This is a genomic window from Mesorhizobium sangaii, from assembly GCF_014207355.1.
GTDB lineage: Bacteria > Pseudomonadota > Alphaproteobacteria > Rhizobiales > Rhizobiaceae > Mesorhizobium > Mesorhizobium sangaii.
Genome location: NZ_JACHEF010000001.1, coordinates 81,192 through 93,618, shown reverse-complemented (window position 1 = coordinate 93,618; position 12,427 = coordinate 81,192). Strand labels below are relative to the sequence as shown.

Here is a 12,427-nt window from a genome sequence, read left to right as displayed (position 1 = left end):
GAGGATTATCCCGAAAGGCGGCTAGCTCTTTTCGGAAAAGATCATCCTCAAAGAGGCCGCAGGGCAGCCGCCGGACGCGGAGCGTCTTCTCTCCGGACGTCTACGGTCGGCGCCCTGCCTGCCCAATTCCTGAAACCAGGACACAAGAATTTAATCGGAGACTTCTGTCTGCGGGCGATCCCGGCCGTCGGCCAGTTCCTCATGCCATTTGCCTTCGGCGTCCTCGTACTGGATGCCGTCAGTGGCCCCGGCGACCTGTTGCTCGGCCGAAGCGATCTCGGCGGCCCGCAGCGCGTCCTTGTGCGTGGGAAACGTCTCCGAGTAGGTCGCTCCGACCATGTAGGCCCAGCCGCCGTCATGCTCGACGATCTTGTAAGTCAGCTTCGCCATCAAAACCTCCAGTTGAATGTCCTTCTGCTCAATGCAGCCGGTCGTCGGGCAGTCTGTCGTCGGGCACCAGCACTTCCGATTCTTTGGCGGCTTCAATCAGTGCCCGGCGCGCATCCGCTGTCGAACGATAACCTTCCAGCACTTTGAGGCAAGTGTCGAGGGCATCGCGATGACGCGGACCGCGATTGAGCGGCCACACGGTCATCAGGCACTCCGCCGCTTCCTGGGCACTGCGGATATGGCGATATTTGCCGACGTGGCCAAGTTCGACGACGACCGGCACTTCAAAAGGTTTGTTGTCCATCATGGCCGCAACGCAAAGCAGCCAATTTGGTTGCAACCATGTCCTTCAGCCTGCGCCCAAAAGTCGCGTCGCGTTTGCGACGCGCTTTAGGTCTTTGTTTGATGCAAGTCGCTCCCAAAACCGGATCCACTTTTGGGTGACATGCACGGGCGTCTCAGTAGCCGCAATCGTTGCGCAACCAGCGTGCATTTGCCCAGCCGGTCCTGCCGCCGATCTCGACCTGATACCAGTTGCCGCGGCGGTCGAAGATCTCGGTGTGGTCGCCATTGAACAACTGGCCGATCATCCGCGACGACGAGTTCGGCCGCGTCCGCACGGCGAGAAAGCCGCTGCCGGTCGCCAGATTGTAGCGGCCGGACAGGCCGTGCACCGTGCCCTCGCAATATTGCGCGCCGGCCGGTGTCGACGCGCCTATCCAGAGTCCGGCCACAGCCGTCAGTGCTGCAACCGGCAAGAATGCCCTGAACGACATGGTTTCCTCCCAAGCCCGGCCGCGCCCGCCGCAGCCTCACCCAAGGTAACAGTTTGCGAACAGAATTGAAGCCAAGCTGTCGCAAACTGTCCAGAACTGCGGGCCGCGCCGGGATCAGGAAAACCGATCGATCAGCCCGCCGCCTTCATCCAGTGCTGCATCGTGGTCACCGAACGGGCAAGCTGCGGCGCTGGGTGGATTGTCTCGCTGAACGTGGCCGCGGCACGCCATCCCCAGCGCGGATCAGCCAGGAAGGCGCGCGCCAGCGCCACTATGTCGGCGCGGCCCTCGGCGACGATCGCTTCGGCCTGCTTCGGGTCGTCGATCAGGCCAACCGCGCGGGTCGCAATGCCGGCGCCCTTGCGCACGGCTTCCGCCAGATGCACCTGGTAGCCCGGTCCGGTGGGCAATTTCTGCAACGGTGAATTGCCGCCGCTCGAGCAGCAGAGATAGGCGACGCCGACATCCTTGAGGGCTTTTGCCACTTCGATCGCATCCTCGATGTCGAAGCCGCCATCGACCCAGTCCTTCACCGACAGCCGCGCGCCGAGCATCAAATTTGGCGTTGCCTTCCGCACTGCCTTGGCGATCTCGACGGCAAGGCGCATGCGGTTTTCCAGCGAGCCACCCCAGCGGTCCGTACGCTGGTTGGACAGTGGCGACAGGAACTGGAAGATCAGATAGCCGTGTGCTGCGTGCAGTTCTAGGAAATCGAAGCCGGCGCGTTCGGCACGCCTTGCCGCCTCGGCGAAGCTTTCGATGAGCTGCAGGATTTCTTCATCCTCCAGCGCGCGCGGCACGTTCCAGCCTGTGTCGTAGGCGATGGCCGAGGCCGACACCGTCTGCCAGGGATCCTCGTTTGGCTGCAGCGGCCCGCCGCCCTCCCACGGCTTGCGGTTGGAGGCCTTGCGGCCGGCATGGGCAAGCTGCGAGCCGAACTTCGTGCCGGGAGCCGCGACGCGCCTGGCCGCATCCAGCGTGCGGCGGGCGGCCGCCTCATTGTCTTCGGAATAAAGGCCGAGGCAGCCATGCGTGATACGCCCGCGCCGTTCGACATCGGTCATCTCGACCATGACCATGCCGGCGCCGGACATGGCAAGGTTCATCCAGTGGTAGAGGTGCCAGTCGCTGGCCGAGCCGTCTTCGGCGGAATACTGGCACATCGGCGCGACGGCGATGCGATTGGGGAAGGTAAGGCCGTCAAGGGTGATTGGCTGAAAAAGCGATGCGGTCATGGGAAAGGGCTCCAGGAGGGGTAAACCGCTATCTAGGTAGTGGATCGAAGGCGCGCCAGACACGAGACGGTGACACTGCCTTTTTGGACCGATTGCCTGCATTGCGCAAATGCCGGTTCGCGGCTACGCCTCGACTGGGTAGCATGGAGACCATGATGGAAGATCGCATTCGCATCCGTTCGGAGGAAATCCTCTCGGACGACTGGGCTGTCCTGAAAAAGACCGTCCTCGACTATCGCCGGCGTGACGGACAGTGGGAAACGCAGATCCGCCAGACCTATGATCGCGGCGACGGCGCGGTGATCCTGCCTTACGATCCCTCGCGCTCGACCGTGCTTCTGGTGCGCCAGTTCCGCTATCCCGCCTACGTCACCGGCCATCGCGAGCCGCTGATCGAGGCCTGTGCCGGCCTGTTGGACGAAAACGATCCGGAAACCTGTATCCGCAAGGAGGCCGAGGAAGAGCTGGGCTACCGGCTGCAGAACGTGCAACGGCTGTTTTCACCCTATATGAGCCCGGGCAGCGTCACCGAACGGCTCTGGTTCTTCGTCGCCCGCTATTCGCCTGCCGACCGCATCTCGGCCGGCGGCGGCGCACCGGAAGAGGGCGAGGACATCGAAGTGCTGGAAATGCCGCTCGACGAGGCACTGGCAGGCATTGCCGATGGCCGTATCATCGACGCCAAGACCATCATCCTGATCCAGCATCTGAAGCTTAATCCGATTCCTGTTTGATCGATTTCTGGCGCCTGCATCCTGTCGCCAGGCTGGCCTCGGATCGATGGCCGAACAAGGGCGGTTGGCCGTGGATATTCAGCGTTCGCGCGCCCGGCGCGCGGAGGCCGGCCCGGGGCCGCGCATATAGTGAAGTTCCGGCCGGTAGCGTGGTGCAACGAATTCGCGAAAGGCCGATGCCAGCCGAGTGATCAAAGCCAAACGTGCCGTGACCCAATCTCGGTAAGACGCCGCCGCAGGAGGCTGTTCGTTTCCGAATTTTGGCTGTGCTATCCACATGACGGCAAAGTCCGTGACGTTGAAGCCGACGCCGATACGGTCTCGCGTGATGGACCGCTTGAACAAAAGACCGAATCGGATTGGATCGCCGTCAGAAATTCCCATGAGGTCTCTGACGACAAGAGGGCTACCCCCAGGGCCGTGACCAGGAACACTGCGGGAAGGCCGAACAGAAGCTTGCGCGACATCATTGTCCCAACCTCACACGCCGGTGTCGATGTGGAACAGCGTCTTGCGCCCGGCATGTCTAAAGCTGTCGGAGCAAGAACCGTGCCACGCCTGCGCCCACGCGCGATTCCGGCCGGACCAATCCTGGACGACGGCCGCCTAAACTGATGCACGCAGATGTCCCATAATGGGTCATTTGCGGTTGGCACCAGATTTGCACTGTCAGCAATGCCGGGTGTTGGGGCCGGCATTGGGGTGGGTGGGGGCCTCGCCGCTTCGCAAATGGAGCGGCGAGGCTTTTCGTTCTGCCATCAGCCTTCAGGCGGCTCGACAGCCGATCGGGGTGACGAGAGGCCGCCGAGCCTAGCCGGCTTGGGGCTTCTTGTTGGGGCAAGCCGGCTGAAGCCAACCTAATATTAGCTATCCTGCAACAGAAGCCTGTTCGGACGTTTTCCCCTGCTAATGGCCGCCGTGCCGCAATTCCACAAAGCTGGATGTCCAGGCGCTGATCGACAGGTCGGCCCGGATCGCGAGTCGATGCATTGGGAAACTGGTGCGGGACGTGTCTGGCGATTTCAGCGAGTGGCGCGGAGCCTGCATTTTTGCCGTTTGGATCATGCCGACTATGCGGTGGGACACGACCCGGGCGGGGCGGCCCAGCGGCCTGGTTGCTAGTTGTGACCGGCAGCTAGGCGGCTGGGCCTGACCGGCGGGGCGGGTTGGGGCGGCGCCGGCTGGCGACGATATATATGCTACTGCTAATATAAGAGGAACACACCCATATGAACGAAGGAAGTAGCAAAAGGTGGAAGCACAAACCGGCCGCAACCGAGCGTTCTCGATAAGCCGCATTGGCGGACCGTGGTGGACCACCAAAGACAGGCCAAAGCGCTGGCGGCGGCAAGGGAGACCGGCGACAAGGTGAGGATCGAGGAGATCGCGCCTAAGGAAGCGCGGACGGGAGTGCATTCTTCCCGGGGCGGCCCAGCGACTTGCTAGGGGACTAGCAGCGGTGGCCGCTGGGCCTAACCAGTCCGGGCTCGAGGAGGCGCTGTGCTGGCTGACCCGAAGCATGCGCTCGAGCTAATGCAAGAGCCAGAGCGCATCCGCATGAAGGGCTACCACCGAAAGGTTGAAGCGCGCCGCTGCCGACGGAGTGTGAGGGACGAACCCCGAATGCAAGATGGCTCTATGAGGTACACCCGGATGAGGTACAGCCGTGCCTCACACGGCGAGCCTTTTAACCGTCTCACGGAACAAGAGAGCGGTGATCCGGTTTCAGTGGGATGGGAGGAAGTGGACATGCCAAGCAAAGTCAACGATCCGCCACCGAAGCCTGATACGAAGAAGACACTCCGTCGTCCCGACGAGGAAGCATCGCCGGAGCCCAAACATGTCGATCCGCCACCGCGAGACGTGCGAGAGGCACCGGCACCAAATCCAAATGGCGATAAGAATTCCTGATCGCAGTGGCGCGACGAAAGGTCCGCTGCCTGACCGTGGCGGGCTTCTTCATTGAGCGTTGATTTCAACATGGTGCGGACAACGGGAATCTAACCCGCACGATCAGAGATCAAGAGATTTTTAGTCCTTTGAGGTCTTGCGCGTTGCTGGTAGGCTGCCAGAGCGGCAAGTAGAGGGAAGGGGAAAGCTTATGATCAGTCGCAGTTCGTTCTATAGCGCGGTCGCCACTTGTGGTTTGCTCGCGATCTCTTCGGTGGCCGGCGACGGCTTTGACGGCATTTTGGGCTTTCGCCTCGTCAACCCGGCGGAAGCAAAAACGGTCGTGATCCAGAGGACGACCATCTACATCACGACCCTGCCCAAAGGATGTGTGAAGACCACCTACAGCGGTGGCGCCGTGGTCTGGAAATGCGGGACGAAGTATTACCAGCCCTACAAGAACCGCTACGTGCTTGTTTATATCAAGTAAGGGCGCTCGCCTCACCGGAGAGGCCGCGAAAAGCCTTTTCGCCAAGCCGCTGGCGACACTGCGCGCCGGCATCGTTCGGCTGCGGTCCCTGGTTCGTCCGAGGGAGACTTTTGCCTGGAGGCGCGGCAGCCAAGTGTGGTGCGGACGACGGGAATCGAACCCGTACGATCAGAGATCGAGGGATTTTAAGTCTCTTTCTAGCCGTCTACCCTTGGGTATCCATATCAACTCAAATGCCTTGTGAATAAAGGGAAAGCCGAGGGTTTACAGTCCCTATATGTTCCGATACGTTCCCTTGCGTAGACACGTTGCGGCTACCCGCACGGCTACCCAAGGGAGACAAGGCAATGCCAGTTCTTTCCGACAATTTCGTCAATTCGGCTGTTCTGCCACGCAATCGCGACGAACTGGTGATCCGCGACAGCAAGCTCGCCGGCTTCGCTCTCAGGCTTCGCCGCAAGGCCGACGGCAAGGCGTCAAAGACCTTCCTTGTCTTTCAGGAACTTCCCGGCCGTGACGGCGCCCGCAAGCGTCGCAAGATCATCATCGGCGATCATGCGACCTATCCGGCCGAGAAGGCGCGCGCCGAGGCTCAGAGCATGCTCCAGGCGATTGATCGGGGCGACGATCCAGCAGCGGCTCGGGCAGCGAAAAAGGCGCAGCCGATATTCGAGGATCTCATCAAGGATTTTGAGACGACGCACATCGAGAAGAAAAAGCCCGAGACGCGCAAGGACTACCGCGGTCGCATTAGGCGCAATCTCTTGCCGACATTCAAAGGCCGACGCGTTGCCGACATCACGCCCGAGATGGTGCGATCTTTCCATGCCAAGAAACACGGCAACCCGACCGATGCAAATCGATCGCTGGCGGTGCTGTCCGTAATGATGGGCAGGGCAATGGAACTTGGCTGGCGCAAGGATAACCCGTGCATGGGTGTTCGGAGGAACAAGGAAACGGCGCGGGAGGAATGGCTCGACGAGACGGACCTCCCAAAGTTTGTCAAAGCCTTGGCCAACGTAACCGGTACCCATGCCGATCTGCTCCGGTTCCTCACCGTGTCCGGCTGGCGCGTCTCGGAAGGCCGATTGATGACGTGGGACATGGTCGACTTGCCGCGCCTCGTCGTTCGCCTTCCCGACACCAAGACTGGAGCATCTGCCCGCGCGCTCTCGACCGATGGTGCGACCATTATCGATCAGCAAGCGCACCGCGTCGGCTATGTCTTTTCGGGAAGGAAGGGAACGCAGCCAGTTTCCTACAAGCGCCTCCGCGAAGTCCTGACCGGCGTTTGCGAGGCGGCAAAGATCAAAGCCATCACGCCCCACGCATTGCGCCATACGGCTGCCACATGGGCTGCTCTGAGCGGCGCCGAGGCACATGAGTTACGGGAGGCGTTCGGCTGGAAAACACTGGCCATGACAGGGCGCTACGTTGCCCGCGCAGAGAGCCTTGGCCGACGCGGCGCCCAACGTACTGCCGATGCAATGAACGTACTGCAGAAGCCATCGGCGGACGTCAAGGAACTCGGCCGATGAGTGACGATCCCGACTTCATGTGCTTCAACGATCTGCGGTACAGCGGCGATGGCGGCTTGCGCGCCATCGCTAAGGTGCTCCAGTCAGGATCGCCAAGCAAAACCTTTCTGGCTCTCCTGGCAGAGCACATAGACCCGAACACCCAGAACTCTCTTACTGGTGTGAAGCTGGTTATTAAGCGGGGTAAGCCAAACCGGCCAAGAGAGAAGCCAAACTATGAGTTACGCAATTTTGTTCATAGGCATTGCTGCATCTTTGACGACAATCGAGAGGCGGTATTGACCGTTGCACAAAAGAAGTTCGGTATTGGCCGAACTGCATTTTATGAGGCTCTGAGGGCGGTTCAGAGCATCGAAAAGCACAATCCTGACTTGTTCGCCACGCTTAAAACGGCCGCATACGCCCGGCGGGATGCGAACGATCCAGACTTCCAGCCGGTCCGATAGTCCGCGCAAGGCATAGGTTTCGCGGACTGCTTTATTGTAGCCAAGCGAGCCTTTGTGGTTAGATTGGGCTCCACCTGAACACAAAGGTGGACCGCATGGACAATCAAGCAGCACAGGCATTTTCCGCCCGCATTGCATTCTGGACCTCGCAAGGTCTTTCCGGCCTCGATCTTTATGAACGCCTCGCAGCCGACGACCAATTGCCGGCGGTGTTCGATTCCGAAGACTTGGCGGCGATCCAGGGCATCAGCCCGCTTTCAGTGAAAAAGCAACGCCATCGCGGCGGCGGCCCGAATTTCATGAGATTGTCGCCAAAGGCGGTTCGATACGCGCGCGCTGACGTGTGCAGATATCTGGCGAGCCGATACGTCCAGGTGGCAGCATGACGCGCGCCGCTCCCTACATCCTCTCCGCCGCCGCGATCGCCGTAATCCTCGTCCTGGCAATGGGATGGGCGCCATGACGATGCCGCAAGTGGACCTCGAACCAAATTTTCAAACCCAGATGATAGCGCGCTGGCTGATCGAAACGCCGAAGTCCGAGCGTCCTCGGGCTGCCGTCGTCGAGATCCGCGAACGCTTTCCAGATGTCGGCCCGCAAGGCGCATGCGAAGCGATTGCGCTGGCCAACAAGATCAGGGCAGGAGGCGCCGATGCGACCTCCTGAAACACGATCGCCCACCGCTGGGCAGGCGGCAGGCGCATCGGGGACATCGACAGGTGCGGACCAAATCGACGGGTATCAGAATACCGCAGACGGTGAGGGCTCGCAAGAACGCAGCGCGGTGCTCGATATCTTCGCCGACATATTCGAAGACGTGCTCTTCTCGGCGGGCAAAATCGCCAACCACGATGTTTATCAGGCTAGCCCGATAAAGCGGAAACGCGCCACTCGCGCTGACATGGAGGATCGGCGGTTAAGGCTTTGGACGATCGTCAGGGAGATGAGGCCCATGACGGTCCGCCAAGTGTTCTACCAGGCCACGGTTCGCGGCATCGTCGACAAGAGCGAGGCCGGTTACACCAAGGTGCAAACCGACCTGGTGCAGATGCGCAAGTCGGGAATGCTGCCTTACGACTGGCTGGCGGACAACACGCGTTGGCAGCGGAAACCACGGACGTTCGACAGCATCGAGCAGGCTCTCAACGACACGGCCAGATTCTACCGCAAGTCGTTGTGGACGGATGCCGGTTCCTACGTCGAAGTCTGGCTCGAAAAGGACGCGCTTGCCGGCGTCGTGCAGCCGATCACGGCGCTCTATGACGTGCCGCTGATGGTGGCGCGCGGCTACGCTAGCCTTTCATTCCTGCACAGCGCAGCCGAGTACATCGCCAGCCTGGACGTCCCGACGTTCATCTACCATTGCGGTGATTTCGACCTGTCCAACAACGCCGTTTCTCTGGACGCATTCGCGCCGCGGCTGGTCTCGCTGGGCCGACGGCGCAGGCTACGAGATCGAGCGGGTTTGGTGGCAGGCGAAGGTGCTGCATTTTCCCAAGCTGAATGTATCTGTCTGGTTTGACGGCTCGCAGATGGTCGGGCTCGAGCATTGGGGCTTTCGTGATCCCAAGTGGACCATGCGAATCCCGCCGGCCGATTGGCAGCCCATGCCGGCCGGTTACAGGCAAGAGGCCGAGCGGGCTTGGATGCGCTGGCAAACGCGGCCACAGGCGGGCGCCAGGACGCGCGGGACGCTTCGCCGGTGTAGGATGGCGGCCAGCAAGAACGCGCGCGCTAGGGCACCTTTAACGAGCGCATCGCCGCATGAGGTACGCAAAATCCTCGAACCGTTCTGTGAATTCTTTCAACGGTCCGAGTACCTGATCTTTGGCTGCCACCATGGCGTCGAAAGCTTCAAGCTCCCTGCCATGCAACTGTGGCCGGGCAGATGCGTAGTTCGCCCCTTCAAGCGCTTTGACAAATTTGCGAGTACCTGCAGCCGCTTCATCTGACGGTCCAGCTAGGATTTCACATGTCGACGAATCGGTCTGTTCGGCTACGGCAAATACGCTCGACGCGACAATCAGAATTGCTGCAAGTATCGACGTCTTCATCCTATGCGGCACAGTAAAACCCCTCCCGTTTATTTCCCCGGCCAACAATTGCGCAAACGAGGCGCGCGCGCAAGCGGTCTCCCCGAAAGGAGCGGCTTGACGATTTCAGCGAATGAGAACATCGTAGGCGCACCGGTCGACAGCGTTAACTGCCGACCGGCACTTGCCACCGGAAGCCTTGCAGGGCCTCGAAGTGACCGACCATAGATTTATCATTCCGATCACGATTCGCTAGGCGTTGCCTTTGGCTTCCCTCAACAATGAGAGGGAATGCACATGACCATGATCACACGTCGCGCCGCGCTTGGCGCAATTGCCTCTATTCCGGCCATAGGGGGCTCTATAGCGGCGCCGGCCGCTCCAGGCCTGTCGCCGATCACTACGAGCTTGCAAGATGCTCTCTTAGCCTGCCAGTCGGCCGAAGACCAATATAGCGCTTGCCACGCACGCGAAACCGCCATTGCCGAAGCACTGGGTGACAGACTTTTTCCGAAGTGGACGGCACCGGGTGGGGTTAGGTCCATCTGGTCACATCGGCCTAAGCCCTTCGGTTCGTCCGCAGAACTCGAAGCCGAGATCGCCCGCAAACTGGGGCGCGTTGAGGAGTCTTTTGCTTCCAGCATGATGGACCGCGCCGCATACAATCGATGGATGGCTGACATCGCAACCGCACGCAGCGAAGGGTTGACGTCGCTTCGACAGCAGGAAGCCTATGTTAAGGCGAGCGGGTACGTCGAGGCATTCAACGAGTCCGACGAGGCCTTCGAGGAAGCCAGAGCGGCGCTAGCGGCAGTAATGATCCATCCCTGCGAGACCATCGAAGATGTCAGGGCTAAGGCGGCCTGCATCATTCGCACTCATCAACGCGTGGGCGTTGATGTAGATGGCGACGATCTTGTTGCGTGCCTCTCTTCGCTCTGCGAGGTGGCATGATGAGCGCGCTAATCCCGACAGGACGCGGCAGCTACGTGAGAGCCGGCACGATCTCGCTGACAGAGCTATTGCGCCGCTATGACATGGCCGAGGGGCATAGGACCATGACGAGGGAAGCGGTTATCGCCGCCTTCGTGGCCTGAAATTTCCACCAGATGGAAGAATGGCCCGCTGCCACGGTGGCGGGCTTTTTTTCGTTGCGCGGCTACCCCTACGGCTACCCAGATACGGTTTCGTCAGGGTAGCCAGCAATTCGATAGAATGCAGATTATGTTTTGATTTCAACGTGGTGCGGACGACGGGAATCGAACCCGTACGATCAGAGATCGAGGGATTTTAAGTCCCTTGCGTCTACCAATTCCGCCACGTCCGCAGGCCGCGATTACAAGCACTTAAGCGTACATAGGTCCAGCCATTCAAGCCCGCTTGGCACCGGATTGCCACTGAAAGGCCGGAATACTGTTTTGCGCCCGTTCTCTTCGCGGCTTCAATCGCCGCTGCAACATCTTCGTCCGACCGTGTGAACAGATGGGCGTAGACTGACAGCGTGACCACAGGTGACGCATGCCCTAGACGACGGCTGATTGCAACCACATCGAGCCCGCTGGCGATCAGTGCGGAAGCATGGGGGGTCTGAGGTCGTGGAACCGCACCTTGGGGAACTCGACGGTAGGGCGGCTTCCTCTCCGGCCGGCTTTCTCAGTCGATCGATCGCGTAGCGCCATGCAGCGACTATGAGCCGGACAGCGACTGCGAGCATGGCGCCTGCGAACGCCATCCAACGTCACGGGAAAGCCCGTGGGGACGATCAGCAGCGCTTTCCATGAGAAGTACGGAATAAGACCCAAGAAGCGCTGGGCACGGGAGCACGCCACGTTCCCAAGCAAAGACGAGTGCGAAGCCGAAAACGAGCACGGCGGCGACGTGCTGGACGAGCCGCACGACAAGGACAGACGAGACATCACTCGGCTGGACCCTGGGAACCGATCAGCGGCTCACGATGAAGGTCGATGGTACCGCGTTGATCGAGGATGGCGAACAGGACGCTGGGGAGATGCCCGAGGAATGCCGGACGGTGGACGGAATCTGAATTTCGACCCAGTTTGAGAGATTCCCGCTGTCCCTGGTGGCGGGTTTCTCATCGGTGCCCACATCCCTCCGGTAAAGTTGTCCGAGTCGGCGATCTGCAAGACGTTAAGTGGGTCCGAGTCGTACTTAGCGCCGAACCAACCTTCATATTCAATGCGGATCCAAAACTGGGCTTGCGGTTTCCAAAAACTTTGCCGCGGATCGCTATGCGTCATCCCAAACGAGCAGGTCGTCTTATCGCCGTTTTGGAGGAGTGGAATTTCCGTCGACTGAGTGAAACACGCCAGCCACCGCATTTTGGCATCCTCACTGGCACCGACTCCGAGCGCCGCTTTGAGGCCGGCCTGGTCGTGAACGATCAGGCGGATATTTTTCGCGGGAATTGATCCAGAGTTCAGCACCACGAGATTGTAGGCAATCCCATCGTTTCCGCCGCTGTGAGTTTTGACCGCAGCCGTTACGATCGGGCGAAATTGTCGCCTCCAGAAGTAGACGGACATGCCAAGTGCAACCAGAGATACGGCCAGAGCGGCAAGCGCCAATAAGGTGTCCAAGTTCGTTCTCCTTCTCGTCTTGGCCCGCCTGGCTAACGACGGCGGGCCTCTTCAAGGCGGAAACGCGAGGTACGTCCCTCGTGGCACTTGAACAAATCCTGGTCAACCTCTCCCCTGGTCAACCAGCTTTGAGCGTTCCCCTGAAGCGGGCCGCTGCTGATGGAGTGCAGGGAAGAACGCAAAATGCAAGATGGCACTATGAGGTACAGCCGGATGAGGTATGCCGCGCCACCAACGCCCCGCTGCCTCGGTGGCGGGCTTTTCATTTGGCCCCGCAATTGGCACCGGAAGAGCAGGG

14 protein-coding genes and 1 tRNA gene are annotated in these 12,427 nt (G+C 60.4%); 9 read left to right on the top strand and 6 right to left on the bottom strand.

Annotation, left to right across the window (positions count from 1 at the left end):
- Positions 1–150: 150 nt before the first annotated feature.
- The 4 genes from HNQ71_RS00525 to HNQ71_RS00510 all read right to left on the bottom strand — a co-directional run bounded on the left by HNQ71_RS00525 (position 151) and on the right by HNQ71_RS00510 (position 2,401).
- Positions 151–390 (bottom strand): hypothetical protein, encoded by a 240-nt coding sequence (locus tag HNQ71_RS00525; RefSeq protein ID WP_184870699.1) that lies wholly within the window; start codon positions 388–390, stop codon positions 151–153.
- Between the two features lie 28 nt (positions 391–418).
- The gene (locus HNQ71_RS00520) at positions 419–697 is read right to left on the bottom strand and encodes a DUF982 domain-containing protein (RefSeq protein WP_013532012.1); all 279 of its coding nucleotides are present in this window, start codon (positions 695–697) and stop codon (positions 419–421) included.
- A gap of 151 nt (positions 698–848) precedes the next feature.
- Positions 849–1,166, bottom strand: a complete 318-nt coding sequence (locus tag HNQ71_RS00515; protein ID WP_184870698.1) for an SH3 domain-containing protein — start codon at positions 1,164–1,166, stop codon at positions 849–851.
- Between the two features lie 131 nt (positions 1,167–1,297).
- Positions 1,298–2,401, bottom strand: coding sequence for an NADH:flavin oxidoreductase/NADH oxidase (locus HNQ71_RS00510; protein WP_184870697.1), 1,104 nt, complete (start codon positions 2,399–2,401; stop codon positions 1,298–1,300).
- 155 nt (positions 2,402–2,556) lie between these two features.
- Between HNQ71_RS00510 and HNQ71_RS00505 the strand changes: the two genes are divergently transcribed.
- From HNQ71_RS00505 to HNQ71_RS00465, 9 genes are all read left to right on the top strand, one after another.
- Positions 2,557–3,135: an NUDIX domain-containing protein gene (locus HNQ71_RS00505; RefSeq protein WP_184870696.1), complete on the top strand. Its 579-nt coding sequence runs from the start codon at positions 2,557–2,559 to the stop codon at positions 3,133–3,135.
- Between the two features lie 2,101 nt (positions 3,136–5,236).
- The gene (locus tag HNQ71_RS00500; protein WP_184870695.1) at positions 5,237–5,515 is read left to right on the top strand and encodes a hypothetical protein; all 279 of its coding nucleotides are present in this window, start codon (positions 5,237–5,239) and stop codon (positions 5,513–5,515) included.
- A 347-nt stretch (positions 5,516–5,862) separates the two neighbouring features.
- Entirely contained in the window at positions 5,863–7,053 is a 1,191-nt protein-coding gene (locus tag HNQ71_RS00495; RefSeq protein WP_184870694.1) for a tyrosine-type recombinase/integrase, read from the top strand.
- Entirely contained in the window at positions 7,050–7,499 is a 450-nt protein-coding gene (locus HNQ71_RS00490) for a hypothetical protein (protein WP_184870693.1), read from the top strand. Before HNQ71_RS00495 ends, HNQ71_RS00490 begins: the two co-directional genes overlap by 4 nt.
- Positions 7,500–7,585: 86 nt before the next feature.
- Positions 7,586–7,885: a helix-turn-helix transcriptional regulator gene (locus HNQ71_RS00485; protein WP_184870692.1), complete on the top strand. Its 300-nt coding sequence runs from the start codon at positions 7,586–7,588 to the stop codon at positions 7,883–7,885.
- A 73-nt stretch (positions 7,886–7,958) separates the two neighbouring features.
- On the top strand, positions 7,959–8,165 hold the full coding sequence (locus HNQ71_RS00480; protein ID WP_184870691.1) for a hypothetical protein: 207 nt from the start codon (positions 7,959–7,961) through the stop codon (positions 8,163–8,165).
- Entirely contained in the window at positions 8,152–9,021 is an 870-nt protein-coding gene (locus HNQ71_RS00475; RefSeq protein ID WP_184870690.1) for a hypothetical protein, read from the top strand. The genes HNQ71_RS00480 and HNQ71_RS00475 overlap by 14 nt, the downstream gene beginning before the upstream one ends.
- 808 nt (positions 9,022–9,829) lie before the next feature.
- Positions 9,830–10,486 (top strand): hypothetical protein, encoded by a 657-nt coding sequence (locus HNQ71_RS00470; protein WP_184870689.1) that lies wholly within the window; start codon positions 9,830–9,832, stop codon positions 10,484–10,486.
- On the top strand, positions 10,486–10,629 hold the full coding sequence (locus tag HNQ71_RS00465) for a hypothetical protein (RefSeq protein ID WP_184870688.1): 144 nt from the start codon (positions 10,486–10,488) through the stop codon (positions 10,627–10,629). Before HNQ71_RS00470 ends, HNQ71_RS00465 begins: the two co-directional genes overlap by 1 nt.
- Positions 10,630–10,773: 144 nt before the next feature.
- Here the strand turns inward: HNQ71_RS00465 and HNQ71_RS00460 are convergent.
- Positions 10,774–10,859, bottom strand: a tRNA-Leu gene (locus HNQ71_RS00460).
- 622 nt (positions 10,860–11,481) lie between these two features.
- The gene (locus HNQ71_RS00455; protein WP_184870687.1) at positions 11,482–12,129 is read right to left on the bottom strand and encodes a hypothetical protein; all 648 of its coding nucleotides are present in this window, start codon (positions 12,127–12,129) and stop codon (positions 11,482–11,484) included.
- Between the last annotated feature and the right edge of the window lie 298 nt (positions 12,130–12,427).

Bases quoted from the DNA above. Each gene is read 5' to 3' on its own strand.
- HNQ71_RS00475 (WP_184870690.1), top strand. From the start codon at position 8,152: ATGCGACCTCCTGAAACACGATCGCCCACCGCTGGGCAGGCGGCAGGC.
- HNQ71_RS00515 (WP_184870698.1), bottom strand. From the start codon at position 1,166: ATGTCGTTCAGGGCATTCTTGCCGGTTGCAGCACTGACGGCTGTGGCC.
- HNQ71_RS00465 (WP_184870688.1), top strand. From the start codon at position 10,486: ATGAGCGCGCTAATCCCGACAGGACGCGGCAGCTACGTGAGAGCCGGC.
- HNQ71_RS00490 (WP_184870693.1), top strand. From the start codon at position 7,050: ATGAGTGACGATCCCGACTTCATGTGCTTCAACGATCTGCGGTACAGC.
- HNQ71_RS00470 (WP_184870689.1), top strand. From the start codon at position 9,830: ATGACCATGATCACACGTCGCGCCGCGCTTGGCGCAATTGCCTCTATT.
- HNQ71_RS00480 (WP_184870691.1), top strand. From the start codon at position 7,959: ATGACGATGCCGCAAGTGGACCTCGAACCAAATTTTCAAACCCAGATG.
- HNQ71_RS00525 (WP_184870699.1), bottom strand. From the start codon at position 390: ATGGCGAAGCTGACTTACAAGATCGTCGAGCATGACGGCGGCTGGGCC.
- HNQ71_RS00500 (WP_184870695.1), top strand. From the start codon at position 5,237: ATGATCAGTCGCAGTTCGTTCTATAGCGCGGTCGCCACTTGTGGTTTG.
- HNQ71_RS00510 (WP_184870697.1), bottom strand. From the start codon at position 2,401: ATGACCGCATCGCTTTTTCAGCCAATCACCCTTGACGGCCTTACCTTC.
- HNQ71_RS00520 (WP_013532012.1), bottom strand. From the start codon at position 697: ATGATGGACAACAAACCTTTTGAAGTGCCGGTCGTCGTCGAACTTGGC.
- HNQ71_RS00495 (WP_184870694.1), top strand. From the start codon at position 5,863: ATGCCAGTTCTTTCCGACAATTTCGTCAATTCGGCTGTTCTGCCACGC.
- HNQ71_RS00505 (WP_184870696.1), top strand. From the start codon at position 2,557: ATGGAAGATCGCATTCGCATCCGTTCGGAGGAAATCCTCTCGGACGAC.